The organism is Candidatus Accumulibacter vicinus (genome assembly GCF_000584955.1).
Taxonomy (GTDB): domain Bacteria; phylum Pseudomonadota; class Gammaproteobacteria; order Burkholderiales; family Rhodocyclaceae; genus Accumulibacter; species Accumulibacter vicinus.
Window position 1 is genome coordinate 9,640 of sequence record NZ_JDSS02000006.1, and the last position, 16,692, is coordinate 26,331.

Below are 16,692 nucleotides of genomic sequence, written 5' to 3' on the forward strand. Positions count from 1 at the left end.
CGGCGCAGCGCGCCCAGGCTCGCCGCCAGCATCGACTCCTGGGTTGCACTCCGCTCCGGCTCCTTGCCCGACCGTGGAGAGTAGGCGCCCCGGTCCGCGGGCCTGATTGCTCAATCGAGCGCCGGGTTCTTGGCGTGAGCGCCACGGTAAGCAACCGTCGCCAAACCGGCTTAGGCCTTCACGCCCGAGTGCCTCCGGCCATCTCGACCTCCGGATCAAGGGCTCGGGCGGTACCCCCCCTTGACGGTTTTCCTCCGCGTAGCGGCTTCGTCCAACCCATCCATCGAGCGGGCGTTAGCCCTATGGAGTCCCAATGATTCACCGACTACTTCTTCTCGTCCTTTGTGTCGTCACCAGCAGCTTGGTTTCTGCCGCTCCAGCGTCGATCAAGGCCCCCAAGCCTCTTCTGGCACAGGTTCAACGCCTGATCGAACTGCTGCGAGATAGTTATGCTGTTGGCTATCCCGACGCTACGATGGTTCAGTTGGTAAAAGGGAGCGAAGGCGAAGCGCTTGCGCTAGTGGTGTTTACTGTCGAAGGCTTTGGTGGTGGGAACAACCATACCCAATACTTTGCAGCCTTTACTCCGGAAACAAATGAGAAAGGGAAACAGCATTTCTCGCTCATTGACGTCATGCCAATTGCTGGGAAAGGCTGGCGAGGGGTCATGAATCTCAATGCCAAAGTGACCCGGAACCCAAAGACCGGCGAAACTCTCATTGCCTTCGACGGATTGGAGGTCGCCGGTGACGACGCTCCCAACTTTCCGAGTAAGAAGGTAACGATCAATCTCTTACTCAAAGGCGGTCGCCTTGTCGAGCAGAAGCTACCATAGGCCTGCGCAGCCCTCTGAACTTGAACATTGGGCCATCACGGACGGAAAACGTGCGCGCATGAAGACTCAGACTGGCTGTAGCGATGGAGCAGCGGTGAATGTCATGACCGTTTGAGCGGCTCACATCATCAAAGCTTGCGGCTCTGCCGTGAGATTGTGACTTATCCGGCCAGTTCGTCGATGTAGGCCAGATGCTGCGGCAGGCAGATTCGGTTGAGATCATAGCGGTCGATGATCGTCTGCCGGGCGCGTTGCCTGAGTGAAGCGAAATCACCGGGAAGTTCAAGCGTCTGAATCACCTGCTCGGCAATTTGTTGCGGCGAGAAGAAATCGACCAGAAGTCCATTGTCCCCATGGCGGATCACTTCTTCTACCGGTGAGGTTCTGGATCCGACGACCAGGCAGCCGGCGCTCATGGCTTCGAGCATCGACCAGGAGAGAACGAAGGGATAGGTCAGGTAGACGTGCACCGCCGAGATTTGCAGCAGACCGATGAACGCGGAGTAAGGAATCGTGCCGACGAAATCGAGACGCTGGAAGTCGATCTCGCTCCTCACTTCGTTGAGAAACTGCTCGCGGTAGCTCGTGCCCTCGGCGGGCCGACTGCCGTAACTGACCTTGTCACCGCCGACAATCAGGATATGGGCATTCGGACGCCGGCGTTGGATTTCAGGAAGGGCGCGGATGAAGCTGTGATAGCCTCGGTAGGGTTCGAGGTTGCGATTGACGAAGGTGACAATTTCATCACCGGCACGCAGGACACGGGCCTTTTCCCGCAGCTTGATCTGGGCGTCGGTCTTCGGGGTGATCGCGGCCGTATTCACCCCTTCATGGATGACGCGAATCTTGTGCTGAAAGCTCGCGGGGTGGGTGGATTTCTGCCATGCGGTCGGTGAAAGTCCGGCATCGCATTGTTCGAGGTTCATCAGGTTGGCGAAGTTCTTCGCCAGCAAGCGTGGCGTCTCGTCTGGATTTTCGGGAAACTCCGGGTCGAAACCGACATCGGCGCCATGGGCGCGATAGTAGAACTCGAAGTAGTTCAACAAAGGAACCTGCGGCCAGACTTCCTTGACGAACAGCGCTTCGCCCCATCCCGGGTGGGCGCAGATGAGGTCCGGGCGATAGCCCTGCATTTGCAGTTGTCTCGCCGCCCGGAAGCAGGCTTCGCCGCGAATCACCTTGGTCTCCGTTTCTTGCACCCAGGGGTGGATTTTGGGTGTATTGCCTCGCTTTAGCCCGTAACGGACGACCCGAACACCGGCAGGAACCGGGTTATTCTCGATGCACAGCGCCGTCACTTCATCGCCTCTGGCGACCAGCGCTGCGGCAATGTGTTTGTATTGACCCGGAAAATTCTGATGGATCAGGAGAATTCTCATCGTTGATGCGCGTGTGTGCGGCGTGTTGATTGTTTCGGTGAGGCATTCTATCAGGGCGCATGCGTCATCGCGATCCGGCCGAATGCATTGCGCGTACAGGCGCGGTTTCTGGGTTAGAATCCGGGCCGGCTGGCTGGAACGAGCGGCACCCCGTGGATCGATTCTGGAAAAGCCTCGATCACCCGAAAACGGCTGAGTCTACGTCAATCCGGATTTCATTTGTTCAAGGATGTCACCCATGAGGGCCGATGATCGAAGGTTATGGATGTGGGCGGAGGCGCTCGATCTGCTGCAGGGCGGCGAGCGATGGCAGCACCGGGTGCTTGCCTGCGAAAACCTGCAGTCGGTGCCCTGCTGGGAACCAGCGGTCGATCTGTACGAGAACAGCGACGAGTTGAGACTGCTGGTGGCTCTGCCGGGCGTTGATTCCCGGCAGATTGAAGTCGTTCTCGATGAAGCCGGCCTAGTCGTCCGGGGCCGGCGCCCGATACCGCAGGCCTTGCGTCTGGCAACGATCCACCGTCTGGAGATCCCCTATGGGCCATTTGAGCGCTGGATAGCCCTGCCGCCCGGAAATTACCGGCTGCACGAGCAGTTCCTGGAGGATGGCTGCCTGGTGCTGGTGCTGCGCCACCTGCGAGACGACCGTGCGATCTGACCGGACGGACGCGAGTCGCAACACGCTCGCAACTGGTCCCGGCGTTCTGGTGATCCCCGACGATGCGATGATCATCGTTCCGGTTCGCAACGTACTGCTTTTTCCCGGCATGATCCTGCCGCTCACCATCAGCCGCGAACAGTCGATGCTGGCAGCGCAGCAGGCAGTCAAGACCGAGCGCCCGGTCGGGGTTCTCCTGCAACGGGATGCCGAGGTCGAAGTGCCGGGGCCGGATGATCTGTGCCTGGTCGGGACGGTGGCCAACATCCTGCGTTACGTGACCCTGCCGGATAACACGCATGTCATCGTCTGCCAGGGGCTGCAGCGATTTCGCATCGTCGAGTACCTGCCGGGCTATCCTTTCCCGGTGGCGCGTATCGGGCGGATCGATGAACCCGAAACGACAGACAGCCAGATCGAAGCGCGCATGATTCAGCTCAGGGAGCATGCGCTCGAAGTCCTGCAGTTTCTGCCGCAGGTCTCACAGGAACTGGTCGGTGCGGTCAAGAGCATTACCCAGGCGGGAGCTCTGGCCGACCTGGTGGCGAGTGTTGCAGAACTGAAAATTACCGATCGGCAACGGGTCCTGGAAAGCATTGACCTGCAGCGACGGCTCGACATCGTTCTCGACTGCCTGCTCGCACGCCTCGAGGTGCTGCGACTTTCACGCGAACTCGACGAGCGTACCAAGGCGAACATCGATCAGCGTCAGCGCGAATTCCTGCTGCGCGAGCAGTTGAAATCGATCCAGAAGGAACTTGGCGAGGGGGATACCGGCAACAGCGTCGAGCTCGAGGCGCTGCGCAAAAATATCGCCGAAGCCCAGATGCCCGAGGAGGTGGCGAACCAGGCGAACAAGGAACTGCAGCGCCTGGCGCGCATGTCGGACGCTTCTGCAGAATACTCGATGGTGCGCGCCTATCTCGACTGGCTGGTCGAGTTGCCATGGCGGGCGCCCGAGCCGGACCGGATCGAGATTGCCGAAGCCCGCCAGATTCTCGATGCCGACCACTTCGGCCTCGACCAGGTCAAGAAACGGATCATCGAATTTCTCGCGGTGCGCAAGCTCAACCCGGGCGGACACGGGCCCATTCTGTGCTTTGTCGGTCCGCCCGGAGTCGGCAAGACCTCGCTTGGCCAGTCGATCGCCAGGGCGCTGGGACGCAAATTCGTACGCGCCTCTCTCGGCGGCGTTCACGATGAAGCCGAAATCCGTGGCCACCGGCGCACCTACATCGGCGCCCTGCCCGGCAACATCATTCAGGCAATCCGCAAGGCCGGATCACGGGGCTGTGTGATGATGCTCGACGAGATTGACAAGCTCGGTGCCGGCATTCAGGGTGACCCGTCGGCCGCCCTGCTCGAAGTGCTCGATCCGGAACAAAATAATACCTTCCGCGACAACTATCTGGCCTTGCCGTTCGACCTGTCCCGGATGCTGTTCATCACCACCGCGAATGTGCTGGACAACATTCCGGGGCCCCTGCGTGACCGCATGGAGATCATCCAGTTGCCCGGCTACACGCAGGAGGAAAAACGGGAGATTGCCCAGCGTTATCTGGTCGGGCGTCAGATTGCCCAGAATGGACTGAAGGAAGGTCAGATCGAGTTCTCGGAGCAGGCACTCGTGGCGATCATCCGCAATTACACGCGTGAAGCCGGCGTGCGCTCGCTGGAGCGGGAAATTGGCGCAGTCTGCCGACGCGCGGCGGTCAACATTGCCGAGGGCAGGATGTCGTCGATGCAGGTCGATGAGGACGATCTTGCCGGCATACTCGGGCCAGGCAAGTACGATAACGAAGTTGCCTTGCGCACCGGCCTTGCCGGAGTGGCCACCGGACTGGCGTGGACGCCGGTCGGTGGCGACATCCTGTTCATTGAAGCCAGCCGCACGACAGGTGACGGCAAATTGATCCTGACCGGACAACTTGGCGAGGTGATGAAGGAATCCGCGCAGGCAGCGCTGACCCTGGTGAAAACGCGCGCCGCGGACCTCGGCATCGACGCCGGCAGCTTCGAGAAAAGCAACGTACATGTGCATGTGCCGGCGGGGGCAATCCCCAAGGACGGTCCGAGTGCGGGCGTGGCGATATTCATCGCGCTGGCCTCGCTGTTCGTCAACCGCCCGGTGCGTAACGATAGCGCGATGACTGGCGAGATCAGCCTGCGCGGACTCGTTCTGCCGGTGGGTGGAATCAAGGACAAGGTGCTTGCCGCCATGCGCGCCGGAATTCAGCGGGTGCTGTTGCCGGCAAGAAACCGTAGGGACCTTGAGGAAGTCCCGCCGGAGGCGAAGCAGCGAATCGAATTCGTCTTTCTGGACAATGTGGACGATGCGATCCGTCACGCCATGCGGCAATGAGTCGACGGGATGCGCCGTACCCCGAAAAGGTTGAGCTCGCTCATCGGCAAGCGCCCATCGAGCGGGCGACGGGTTCCACCCTCGTCGACAGCGAAGACGCGCCTTCCCGCGATTGACCGCAGTTGATGGGTGGACATATACTCATCCGGGCAGCAGGAGACTGCGGCAAGCGGCCATCTGACAATCGCTGCGCAGATCCCCCGGCTCCGCCGATGCCGCCTGCGGCGGAGCGTGGCACATCGGTGATCATTTTACTTTCGACTCATTGCAACGAGGAACTTGCGGAATGAATCACCTCGTCATCGGGCTGGGCGGTACCGGAGGGAAAATCATCCGGGCCCTGCGAAAGAGCCTGTACCAGGAGTTGCGCGGCGGCAAACTGGCCGACATCGGCATCGGCTACCTGTACGTCGATTCGTCCAGCGAAATGATGGCAATCGACGACCCCGGCTGGAAGACGCTGGGCACTTCGGTCCAGTTGCCCAAAGCCAGCCAGTTGCTGATTACCGATGCCAACCTCACCTCGCGGCTCGACAATCTCGACAGCTATCCAGGACTCAAGCACTGGCTGGGCAGCCCGCAGGAATGGCGCGACATTCTCAACAGCATTGTCGGCGCCACGCTCGGTGGCCAGAAGCGCCGGCTGGGCCGCTTCCTGTTTGCCTGCAAGGCCGACAAATATCGCGAACAGGTACAATCGCAGGTCAAGCTGCTGCAGCAGAACGGCCAGACGGAAGTCACCTTCCATGTCGTGCTCGGCCTGGCCGGCGGTACCGGCAGCGGCAGCGTGATTGACGCAGTGGCACAACTGCGGGATCTGTATCCCGACTCCAAGCGTTTCCGCATCCTGATCTACGCGCTGCTGCCCGATGCCTACCCGAACCCCAACTGGGATACCGGCAACTACCACGCCAACGGATTTGCCGCCCTGACCGAACTCAACGCCATGTCGGTAGGGGTTTATCAGCCCTACGACGTGACCGGCGTGAAGGAACGGCTCACGCTGAGCGACCCGTTCAACGGCTGCTTCGTGTTTGGCAACGAGAACGAGAACGGCCTGACGGTGGATGTGGACCGGGATGTGCCTGGCATCGTCGCTGACTTCCTGTATCAAAAGATCGTGACCGCGAGGAACATCAACTGGGTCTCGCTCGACCGCATGGAGAACGCGGAAAACGGCGACGGCTCGCCAGAAACTGCCGCGCAGGGGCGCATTCCAGAGCGCTCCAAGCGTTTCCTGACGTTCGGCATCAAGCGGCTGGCCATTCCCGAAGAGGAGATCAGCGAGTACCTGACCTACAGCTTTGCCCGACAGGCGGCGCTGCAGTTGCGCTTCAATCACTGGCAGGAGGCGTCAGGCTTCATCGAAGAACCGCGCAAGCAGGATTTTCACGAGTTTGTGCAGCAAAAAGAGACGCAGTTACGCTGGCTGCTGTCCGACGACCATCTGACGCTGGCGCTGGGCATCCTGCCGGAAGATGCCGCCAACAAGCGCTGGAAGTCTTTCACTGGCGAGTGGGAAGCCGTCATCCCCAACTTCAAGTCGCTGGTGCGCGAGCGCGAGCGCGCCACCTGGCTGGACGAGCTCACCAAATTGTGTGAAAAGCGTTACCAGGATGACTACCGCTCGCTGGGCGTCCCTGGTTTCTACCGCACCAAGCTGAAAGCGCGCAAGGACATGGCGCGCGAGATCCGGATGCGGATCGAGCAGGAACTGGTCAATGAATGGAAGGTCGGCGCCAAGTCCGCCTGGGATGTATCCCGCCTGCTGATCGCGCTGAGCGAAAAACTGGACGAACGTCTGAAGGCCTGCGACGAAAACATTGCGCGTGCGCGCCACGCAGAGGAAGAAGCGCAATCGCGGGTCCTGGGCAATGCGCACAAATGGTCCAGCATGGGCCTGTTCTCCAAGCACCTGCTGGGAACGCCGGACAGCCTGCTGGATGCGCATGGCGTGCATTTGCAGGAGATGTATGTGTATCGTACGCGTGCCGAAGGCTGGGGCTTTGCCAAAGCGCTGCTGATCGAGGTGATCGCCGAAATCACCGACCTGAAAGGCGAAGTGGACCGGGCCGCCAACACCTTGCAGCAGGCCCTGAAGAAATTCGATGTCGGCATCCAGGCGCGCCTCTCCGATGCCGGTGCAGGCGATTTGCGCCAGCACCTGATCCGCTTTTATGACCCCGTTCAGGTCAAGCAGATCAGCCGCCGGCTGGTGGTGGACGAAGCCGAACAGAAAACGCAGACCGGCCGGGTGCGTGCCGCCCTGACCGAAAAGATTGGGCAGGATTCGAGTTTTGCCCTGTTCAACCAGCGGGTGACGGAATCGACCTTTCTCGATGTGCTCGAAACGGTGTGCGAGGACAACACGCGCATCGCCCACCAGAACCTGGTGCAGAACCCCAAAGAGCGTCTGCTCGGCGTGTCGATCATCGACAAGTTGTGCGACCGCTACGGCGCCGATCCGCAGGAGTTGAAAAGCTACGTGAGCGAGCTGGTCAGCCGGGCAGGCAACTTCGTCACGCTCGAACCGCTGGAAATCCACCGGGCAGCGCCCGGCATTCCCGTGGGTGTACCCACGGCGGTGAGCAAATTCACCGTGATCCTGCCGAGGGCGCCTGAACAGGCCGAGTTTGCCCAGGGACTGAAGAATGCGCTGCGCGAAGCCAGAACCGGCGATGTGGAGATCATTGACTCGGATGGCCGACGCAACGAAATCACGCTGGTCTCGATCACCAACCTGTTTCCGCTGCGCTACCTCAAGCCGCTCAAGTTCCTGGAAGAAAAATACCGTCGCCGCATCGACACCGGCGGTGCGCGCGCGCGGCTCGAACTGCATACCGAGGGTGACGGCAATGCCTGGCCGCGACTGTTCGTGGCCTCCAGCGCCGAGGTCAAGCAGCAGGCGCTGCCCTATGTGCTGCTGGCCAAGGCTCTGGGATTCATCCATGAAAGCAGGAATCCAGCCACGGGCGCGGAGGAAGTGCTGCTGCTCACCAAGGATGCCGATGGCTTAGACAATGACCCGGTCCTCCTGGGCAGGAGCTTCACGGCCAGTGCCGACAGCATCAACCTGGAGAATCTGCACACCATCCGGTCGGTCTGCGACGCGACGCTGGCCGGTGCCGGCTACCTGCACCAGGACCGCCGCAGCGAGGTGCAGCGGGCCATCCTGGCCGAGGTCGAAGCCATCAAGGCTGCGCGCGGCGGCAACATCCAGGATGAAACCTACCGCCGCTTTCTGGAGGCCGGCCGGCGTGCATTGGCCATCCTCAAGCGCGAAGTCACCTGATGCACCCTGGTTGAGCAAAGCCGACAATCGATTCGCCGGTTTCTTCAACTTTCCAGAAAACCAGGAGGAACTCCCCGATGGCCAGCATGAAATCCAAATCCGGCAAATGCTCGAACTTTGGCAACTGCGCTACGGCCGACGCCCGCGCCACGGTCGAAGTTCCGGGCGGTCTGGACTTCGTCTGCAATGAATGCGGAAAACCCCTGCTGCTCAGTGACACCGGCCTTCAGAGTGGCGGATCAAAGACGTTGCTCGTCGGGGGGCTATTGCTGGCCATGCTGCTGGTCGGTGGAGGTGCCGCATGGTTCTTGCTGGCCGACACCGCCGCACCCATGCCTCCGCCAGCAATGCCGGCACCCGCGACACCGGCGGTGGTCGCACCAGCGCCACCCGCACTGCCAGCGCCGCCGACACCCCAGACCGAAGCACCCACCCGGCCGGCCCATGGCCATTGCTCTCCCGCCGACGAGCGCGCCGGTCTGTGCCGCACGACACCTTGACCCTGTTTTCCATTTCCCGGCATTCGCTATGAAAAAATTACCTGCCTCACGGCTCGGTGGCATCAAGACCCTGCTCGCCGGAATCTCGGCGGCCGTGCTGTCGATGGCCGCCCCTGCCGAAAGCATCGTCACCGGTGGCAAGACAGGCACCTACTACGCCATCGGCACCAATTTGCGGGATTTTGTCAATCCAGCCCTGGAAGTGAAGGACTCCAAAGGTTCCTGGGCCAATGTGGAAGACATGAGCCAGACCCGAGGCGTGACCCTGGCGATTGTCCAGTCGGATGTGTACTCCGCCTTCGTGCGGATGCGTGACGCAAGCGATGTCCCGCAGGCGACGCGCCGCGAATACGCACAACTGCTGGCCAACTTGCGGGTGTTCATGCCCTTGTACCAGGAAGAAATCCATTTCCTGGTTCGCAAGGACGAGCCCATCGAATTCATCCATCAGATCAGGGGAAAACCCATCTGGATGGACATGGAGAAAAGTGGTACCTACCTCACCGCCCTGAATGTGTACAGCAAACTGTTCCAGGAGCGGCCCAATGTCGTGCAGCCTTTCATCAACACCACCGCCACGGGCGATGACGACGGCACCAAACGACGCCGCTCGGCTTTGATGGCCTTGAGCGATCCGGTTTATTACCAGGCCTATCCGAAGATTGACGTGATGGTGCTGGTAGGCGGACAGCCGCTCGGCCTGCTTGAGAAAAATGTCCCGGCCAACCTCAAGCTGCTGAAATTCGACCCGACACAGGCCAGTTCGGACAAAATCCTGCAGGAATACCGGAAAGCGGATATCAGGAAATCCAGCTACCCCCTGCTGAACATTGCCGGCAACGATTCCCCCTCGCTGGCTGTTGATTCCTATCTGATCACGGCCAATTTTGCAGACCCCCAGAGGAATCAGTTCATCAAGGATTTCGCTGGCCAGTTCTGCGAGAAATTCGCGGTTTTACGGGACCGCGGGCACGCCAAATGGCGGTCGCTGACCTGGCAACCCGGCTCCGCGCTGCCGCCTCTGGCCGCAGGCTGGCAATACTCCGACAAAGTCAAGGAGCGCCTGGCCAACTGCCCATCCGGCGCCGCCGCCAAACCCGGCTCCGGCGCCTGTAGTCCACAGGACCGCTTTGCCGGCCTTTGCAAGTAAAGAGTCAGCGGCTGTTAATTTTTCACTTCCGCGCCATGTTCTGCAGGATATCCTAACGGGGAGCAGGGCGGAGACTCTGCTCGGGAGTCTTTTACCGTCATTCCGCCAGCCACGGCAGCAGCGCGGCCGCTGCTTCTTCAGCACCCGACGGCAAAGGCAGCGCTGGAGCAGCTTGCTGCCACAAACTCGCCAGCGCCTCCCGGAGATGGCCGGCCAGCAGGTCCGCCAGGCTGATTTCCCGACACCGGGCATGCCTGTGCAGCCAGTCGATCAGGCAATCCTGTTCGGGCCAGTCGTGTCTGCGCACATAAAGGATCGGTGTGCCATTGCAGGCGGCTTCGGTGAACGTGCCGTAACCAGGTTTGGCAATCACCGCGTCGACCGCGCACAGGAGGTCGGTCATTGGTCGGTCGAGCGGCTCGAAGTTGCTGGCATTCGGATGAGCCACCTGCCAGTCTTGCGGAATCAGCCAACGCACGCCGGCGATGTGCGGCCAGTTGGCGATCGGTAGTTGTTGGCTGACACCGCCGAAGGCGATCAGGACCAGTCGCTCGTCACTGGCACAGCGTAGTTGCGCCCGCACCGCCTGACGGCAATCGTTGCCAAGATCGGCGACCGGACCAATGGGGCATACCTGTGACAATTCGGTCATGGCCATGCCGGGAGTCAGCCGCAGGAAGCACTCGGCGCCGTGGTACGCGGCCATCATCTGCTCAAGAATCGGCGCTGCCCAGGACTCATTGGCAAAGAAATGAGCAAACAGCCCGGCCCAGTTGAGGGAACACATCGCCAGCGCGGGGATGCCGGCGCGTTTGGCGCCAGCCAGCGGCAGGTAGGCGACATCGCTGAACACCAGCCGGGGTTGCAGTTCGGCGAGCAGGCGCGCTTCACGGTCCACACGAGCTTCCCAGTCGGCATGTTGGATGCAGTAGGCACGGGCCGTTGCGTCGAGGTCGACGCGCATCGCGTCGTACATCACATAGCCGAAATCACTGCTCTCCGCCAGATGTCTGAAAGGAGTCACCAGGCGGGCTTGCAGTCGAGCGGTGGGTAGAGCGCTACGGAGGGTGAGGCGCAGCTCCGGCAATTGTCGTGCCAGGCGGTTGAGCACCGGCGCCGCTTGCGCCAGGTGGCCGAAGCCGTGTGCCGAGATGTCGACGAACAGATGGGGACCCGGCATCATGGCTGGATCAGACGAAGCGTGCCAGCAATGCTCCGGGCAGTTCGGCCGGCAGTGGAATCCACACGCGATGGCCATTGCCGGGGGCGACGCGAATTTCGGCGCCATCGATGTGCTGCATCCGCTCCAGAGCCAGCTGGCGGTTGCCCGTGGGATGGATGATCTCGAGGCGGTCACCCACCGAAAAGCGATTCTTCACCTCGATCAGCGCCAACTGGCGTGGCGCGTCCCACGCCAGTACGTCGCCGACATAGAGACTGCGTCCCGATTCGGAATGGCCGCGCAGGTAATTTTGTCTCTCGTGTTCGTGGTGGCGCTGGTAGAAACCGTCGGTGTAGCCGCGATTGGCCAGCCCTTCAAGTTCGCCAAGCAGTCCGGGGTCGAACGGCCGCCCGGCGACGGCATCATCGATGGCACGACGATAGACCTGCGCGGTGCGCGCCACATAGTAGGGCGACTTGGTGCGCCCCTCGATCTTCAGCGAGTCGACACCGATCTCGGCCAGGCGCTGGACATGCTCGACGGCCCGCAAATCCTTCGAGTTCATGATATAGGTACCGTGCTCATCCTCGTCGACCGGCATCAGTTCGCCCGGCCGTGCCTTCTCCTCGAGCAGCCAGACGCGATGGCCTGATCGTGCATCAGGTGAATTGGCGGCATGGACATCGCCAGACGCATCCGCTTCGCCTGCCTTGAGCCGATAATCCCAGCGACACGAGTTGGTACAGGTGCCCTGATTGGGGTCACGATGGTTGAAGTACCCGGAAAGCAGGCATCGCCCTGAATAGGCGACGCAGAGCGCGCCGTGGACGAAGACTTCGAGCTCGATGTCGGGACATTGCTGACGAATCTCGGCAACTTCGTCGAGCGACAGCTCGCGTGAAAGGATGATCCGCCGGATGCCGAGCTTCTGCCAGAAACGCACCGCTGCAAAGTTGACGGTATTGGCCTGTACCGAGAGATGCACCGGCATCTGCGGCCAGGTCTCGCGCACCAGGTCGATCAGCCCGGGGTCGGCCATGATCAGGGCGTCAGGCCGAAGTGCGACGACCGGCGCCATGTCGCACAGGTAGCTGTGGACCTTGCGATTGTGCGGCAGGACGTTGCTGACCACATAGAGTTTTCTGCCAGCGGCGTGTGCCTCGCCGATGGCGGTCCCGAGTGTGGAAAGGTCGCCGAAGTCGTTGTTGCGCACCCGCAGGCTGTAGCGCGGCTGGCCGGCATAGACGGCGTCGGCACCGAAAGCCAGGGCGGCGCGCAGCATCGCCAGCGACCCCGCGGGCGCGAGCAATTCGGGAGCGATCAGGGCTGCGGGCATCCGGGAGAGCTTCGTCACGGGTAGAATGTGGCAAACCGCCATCTTACTCCCATTCTCCAGATTGCCCCGCCATGTCCGAAGAGATCCTGATCAACTTTACCCCACAGGAAACGCGCGTCGCCGTCATGCATCAGGGCGTCGTGCAGGAACTGCACATCGAACGTAGCGCCAGTCGTGGCTTCGTTGGCAATATCTATGTCGGACGCATTGTTCGCATCCTGCCGGGCATGCAATCGGCGTTCATCGACATCGGCCTCGGCCGTACCGCATTCCTGCATGTCGCCGACATCCGCGAGCCGCGCCCGAGCGACGAACCGCTGCGACCGATCGAGCGCCTGTTGTTTGAAGGGCAAAGCATTCTGGTGCAGGTGATCAAGGACCCGATGGGCAGCAAGGGCGCACGCCTGTCTACGCAGGTATCGATCGCCGGGCGAATGCTGGTCTACCTGCCGCAGGACAAGCACATCGGAATTTCGCAGCGCATCGAGCGCGAGTCCGAACGTGAAGCGCTGCGCGAGAAACTGGGTCGCCTGGTACCCGGCGACGAAGCCGGTGGTTTCATCGTCCGCACCATGGCCGAGAGCGCGAGCGAGGCCGAACTCGCCAAGGACATCGAGTACTTGCGCAAACTCTGGTGCGACATCCTGACGCAATCGACCACCGCTGCCCCCCCTTCACTGCTCTACCAGGAATTGTCGCTGGCTCAGCGGGTATTGCGCGACTTCGTCAACCCCGAGACGGCACGTATCGTCATCGACTCGCGCGAAAACTTCCAGCGGCTCACCAATTTTGCCGCCGAGTACACGCCGACGGTCGCACCCTTGCTGGAGCACTACGTCGGCGAACGGCCGCTTTTCGACCTGCATGGCGTGGAAGACGAACTGCAGAAAGCCCTTGCCCGCCGCGTTGATCTGAAATCCGGGGGGTACCTGATCATCGATCAGACCGAGGCGATGACCACCATCGACGTCAATACCGGCGGCTTCGTCGGCGTGCGCAACTTCGACGACACCATTTTCAAGACCAATCTTGAAGCCGCACAGACGATCGCGCGCCAACTGCGCCTGCGCAACCTTGGCGGCATCATCATCATCGACTTCATCGACATGGAAAATGAAGAGCACCGCACGGCGGTCCTCAGCGAGTTCAACAAGGCACTGGCGCGCGACCATACGCGTCTGACGGTCAATGGCTTCACCGCGCTGGGACTGGTCGAGATGACCCGGAAGCGGACGCGCGAGTCGCTCGCGCATGTGTTGTGCGAAGAATGCCCGACCTGTGGCGGGCGTGGCGAGGTCAAAACGGCGCGCACCGTGTGTTACGAAATCCTCCGCGAACTGCTGCGCGAAGCCCGCCAGTTCAACGCGCGCGAATATCGCGTGCTCGGCAACCAGGCGGTGATCGACCGCTTTCTCGACGAAGAGTCGCAGGGTCTGGCGATGCTCTCCGACTTCATCGGCAAACCAATTTCACTGCAGGCGGAGCCCAGCTACTCGCAGGAGCAATACGACATTGTTCTGATGTAGTTACGTGTGTGCAGATCTGCTTGATGGTGAGCAGGGCGAATAAGCGCTCTGCATCAGGGTTGCACGATTCTTCATGGGAAGATCGACTAAGCCGCTTGCAGTGTTGCCAGTGCGCGATTAACGGCGCGATCGAACATCGGTTCGACGGCCAGAATGGTCGCTTCGCCACGCTCAATCTTCAGCGCCAGTGCGTCTGGCGACACCGACATCGCCCGTGGCGACTGGGGATTGGTCAACAGCAGGATGCCCCGCTGCGGACTGATCCAGGACAGGCGATAACGTACCGGGCCGCTCTCGGGGTTCGCGAACTCCAGCCAATCGCCGCGCTGCAGCCCTGCCACCAGGGATTGAGCGTGGTCGCTCTGCGCCGAGCGCGGCGGCGCCGTACCGGGGGAAAGGAAGATCCGATCCAGATGGGTTTCGCCGCAGTCGATACGTTCGCTGGCGATCTCTGCCGCGACCGGCTCCGCTGCCGGGAGAATCGGCCGCGCGTTTGTCACCACCGCTGGCACCGCACCGCGCAGCACTGCAGCATGAAGCGTGAACAATTGATCAGTGAGGGCGAGACGACGATCGTCGGTCACCTGCAGCTTGTCCAGACCCTCACAGATTCTGCGAACCAGGGTTGGCAGCCGAGCCGCGAGACGTTTGCGGCTCTGCACATCGGATTGGGGCTGGACGCTCGCTACCAATTCCCCGACGGTACTCATGGCCACCCCCCAGGCGACGTCGTCTCCGCTCAAATGGTGCCGAATGAGCAGCTTGCGCCATTCATGATGCAGCAGATCGGTCACGGCGGCAGGCAGTGGCATGGCCAGCCAGCTCGCGAGAACCTGATCGGCAGCCAAAGCAGCCAGTTCGTGCTGCTCCTGCTCCGCAACAAGGGGAACCGCCTGGACTGCACGGTCATCGGCGGCGGCTTCCTGTCCTTCGAGGAAGGCCTCCAGTTCAACACAAAGCAGATCGAACAGACTGGTATCCTGAATGAACTCATTTTGCAGACGCTCGACGATTTCTGCGATGCGCGCGTACAGCGGGTCATCGTGGCCCGCGTGCGGGCCACAACGCACGGCTGCCCGCGAGATGCCGTCCAGCAGACGTCTGGCCGGATGGGCCTTGCTGGAGAAGAACGTCCTGTCCAGCATCGCCACCTTCAACACGGGAATCTGCAAGCGCCCAACCAGCGCCTTGATCGGATCGGCGACGGAAGCATCGTCGAAAATGAAGTCGAACAGGGTCGCGATGATATCGACCGTCACCGCTTGCAAATAGTCAAGATTCTGGCCAGTGTCACTGGCGCGAAAATCCCGCAACGCGCTGGCCGTCAATGCGGTGTCGGCGGTCGGGGGCAATACCGCCCCTTGCAGGGCATTCAGAGAAGCCATGACCTGTTCCGTCGACACGGTCATCTGGCCAGAAGCCCCCCCTGGCAGAGACATGCCAGCGGTTGCCGCACCGCCCAACAGGCTACCCGGCATGGGCAAACCGACGGGCGCAGTTCCCCCATGCGCGAGCGGCGGCACCACCAGTTTTTGCAGCAGAGAAAAGATATCGGCAGTTTCGGCAGCGTTCCCGGTATCGCTCGGCGGCTTTTTGCCGGCAACCGACGGAGAGTAACTGCGGCGTAGCGTTGGCAGTACGCCACGGCTAACCAGAAAGGCGTTCAGTTCCTGGATCGTTGGGCCAAAGGCGTCGACTGCATGACTCTCCAGGGCATGCAGAAGCTCAATCTGTGCCGCCCCGACCACCCCGGTCTCAATGAGTGTCTGGTCCAGCGCCTGGGCAATGAGGTCCTCGATGAGCCAGCGGCTTTCCGTCTGTCCGCAGAGAGAAGCCAGACGATGACCGACCGCAAACAGCTCCTCGTCACAACCGCTGCGCAGGCGAGAAGCAATGGCCTTGACTGCCAGGTCCTGCTCCATGGCGTCCAGATCGAGCAACTGCAATTCCGCCGGGACCTTGCTGGCCTGGGTCGTTTTGGCTTGTTCACCAAGCTCGAACTTTTTTTCGCACAGCGTCAACCATGCGCTTGCCAGACCACTCTGCAAACGCTGCGCCTTCTCATGGATGACGTCTCTGGTGCGGTAATAAAGCTCCCGCTGCACGCGTCCAGTCGAGGCATCGCCGCGGGCGAGGAAATTTTCCTCGATCCGGGGCAGCAGGGAACCAAGCGCTTCACCAAGCTTCTGAGCCATGAGCTCCCGTGCCTTGGCCAGGGTCTGGGAACGATCGAGTTCGGAGGTCGCCCCGCGGGCTCTTTCAGGGAATCTGATCACGTTGTCAACTGGAACAGCCATCGCCGATTCACCTTGACGCTAGCATCGAAGCGCTTTGCCAAATCTGCTGGGCCGTGCTGCAAAACCATTCACGAAGCAGTAAAAAAACCGCTTGGGGAAGCGGCGGGTCTACCTCAGAGCAATCACTCATACGGGAGAATCGTGTATTCGGAGGAGTCTGCTTCGGTTAACCTGGCGGTCCCACCATCATTGGAT

General features: G+C 61.3%; 11 protein-coding genes. 7 read left to right on the forward strand and 4 right to left on the reverse strand.

From position 1 onward, the window contains the following. The first annotated feature begins 313 nt into the window (after positions 1 to 313). Entirely contained in the window at positions 314 to 835 is a 522-nt protein-coding gene (locus tag CAPSK01_RS00865) for a hypothetical protein (RefSeq protein WP_034921157.1), read from the forward strand. A 161-nt stretch (positions 836 to 996) separates the two neighbouring features. Here the strand turns inward: CAPSK01_RS00865 and CAPSK01_RS00870 are convergent, their stop codons facing one another. Beyond that, positions 997 to 2,214 carry a glycosyltransferase family 4 protein gene (locus CAPSK01_RS00870; RefSeq protein WP_034921159.1) on the reverse strand — a complete coding sequence of 406 codons (1,218 nt, stop codon included), beginning with the start codon at positions 2,212 to 2,214 and terminating at the stop codon, positions 997 to 999. A gap of 238 nt (positions 2,215 to 2,452) precedes the next feature. On the opposite strand from CAPSK01_RS00870, the gene CAPSK01_RS00875 reads away from it, so the two are divergent. The 5 genes from CAPSK01_RS00875 (at position 2,453) to CAPSK01_RS00895 (ending at position 10,176) form a co-directional block, all read left to right on the forward strand. Next, positions 2,453 to 2,872 (forward strand): Hsp20/alpha crystallin family protein, encoded by a 420-nt coding sequence (locus tag CAPSK01_RS00875; RefSeq protein WP_034921162.1) that lies wholly within the window; start codon positions 2,453 to 2,455, stop codon positions 2,870 to 2,872. Between the two features lie 67 nt (positions 2,873 to 2,939). Further along, positions 2,940 to 5,234 carry an endopeptidase La gene (gene lon / locus CAPSK01_RS00880; RefSeq protein ID WP_273702891.1) on the forward strand — a complete coding sequence of 765 codons (2,295 nt, stop codon included), beginning with the start codon at positions 2,940 to 2,942 and terminating at the stop codon, positions 5,232 to 5,234. A gap of 286 nt (positions 5,235 to 5,520) precedes the next feature. After that, positions 5,521 to 8,526: a tubulin-like doman-containing protein gene (locus CAPSK01_RS00885; protein ID WP_034921168.1), complete on the forward strand. Its 3,006-nt coding sequence runs from the start codon at positions 5,521 to 5,523 to the stop codon at positions 8,524 to 8,526. Positions 8,527 to 8,603: 77 nt separating this feature from the next. Beyond that, on the forward strand, positions 8,604 to 9,026 hold the full coding sequence (locus CAPSK01_RS00890; protein WP_034921171.1) for a hypothetical protein: 423 nt from the start codon (positions 8,604 to 8,606) through the stop codon (positions 9,024 to 9,026). A gap of 28 nt (positions 9,027 to 9,054) precedes the next feature. Continuing rightward, positions 9,055 to 10,176: a TAXI family TRAP transporter solute-binding subunit gene (locus tag CAPSK01_RS00895; protein WP_034921174.1), complete on the forward strand. Its 1,122-nt coding sequence runs from the start codon at positions 9,055 to 9,057 to the stop codon at positions 10,174 to 10,176. A 97-nt stretch (positions 10,177 to 10,273) separates the two neighbouring features. Here CAPSK01_RS00895 and CAPSK01_RS00900 read toward each other — a convergent pair whose 3' ends face one another. Both CAPSK01_RS00900 and yegQ read right to left on the reverse strand, forming a co-directional pair. Continuing rightward, the gene (locus tag CAPSK01_RS00900) at positions 10,274 to 11,359 is read right to left on the reverse strand and encodes a hypothetical protein (protein WP_273702830.1); all 1,086 of its coding nucleotides are present in this window, start codon (positions 11,357 to 11,359) and stop codon (positions 10,274 to 10,276) included. A gap of 7 nt (positions 11,360 to 11,366) precedes the next feature. Then, on the reverse strand, positions 11,367 to 12,674 hold the full coding sequence (yegQ, locus tag CAPSK01_RS00905) for a tRNA 5-hydroxyuridine modification protein YegQ (protein ID WP_034921561.1): 1,308 nt from the start codon (positions 12,672 to 12,674) through the stop codon (positions 11,367 to 11,369). 71 nt (positions 12,675 to 12,745) lie between these two features. Between yegQ and rng the strand changes: the two genes are divergently transcribed. Further along, positions 12,746 to 14,200, forward strand: a complete 1,455-nt coding sequence (gene rng / locus CAPSK01_RS00910; RefSeq protein ID WP_034921177.1) for a ribonuclease G — start codon at positions 12,746 to 12,748, stop codon at positions 14,198 to 14,200. Positions 14,201 to 14,286: 86 nt separating this feature from the next. Here rng and CAPSK01_RS00915 read toward each other — a convergent pair whose 3' ends face one another. Then, on the reverse strand, positions 14,287 to 16,497 hold the full coding sequence (locus CAPSK01_RS00915) for a DUF1631 family protein (protein WP_034921179.1): 2,211 nt from the start codon (positions 16,495 to 16,497) through the stop codon (positions 14,287 to 14,289). Positions 16,498 to 16,692 lie beyond the last annotated feature (195 nt).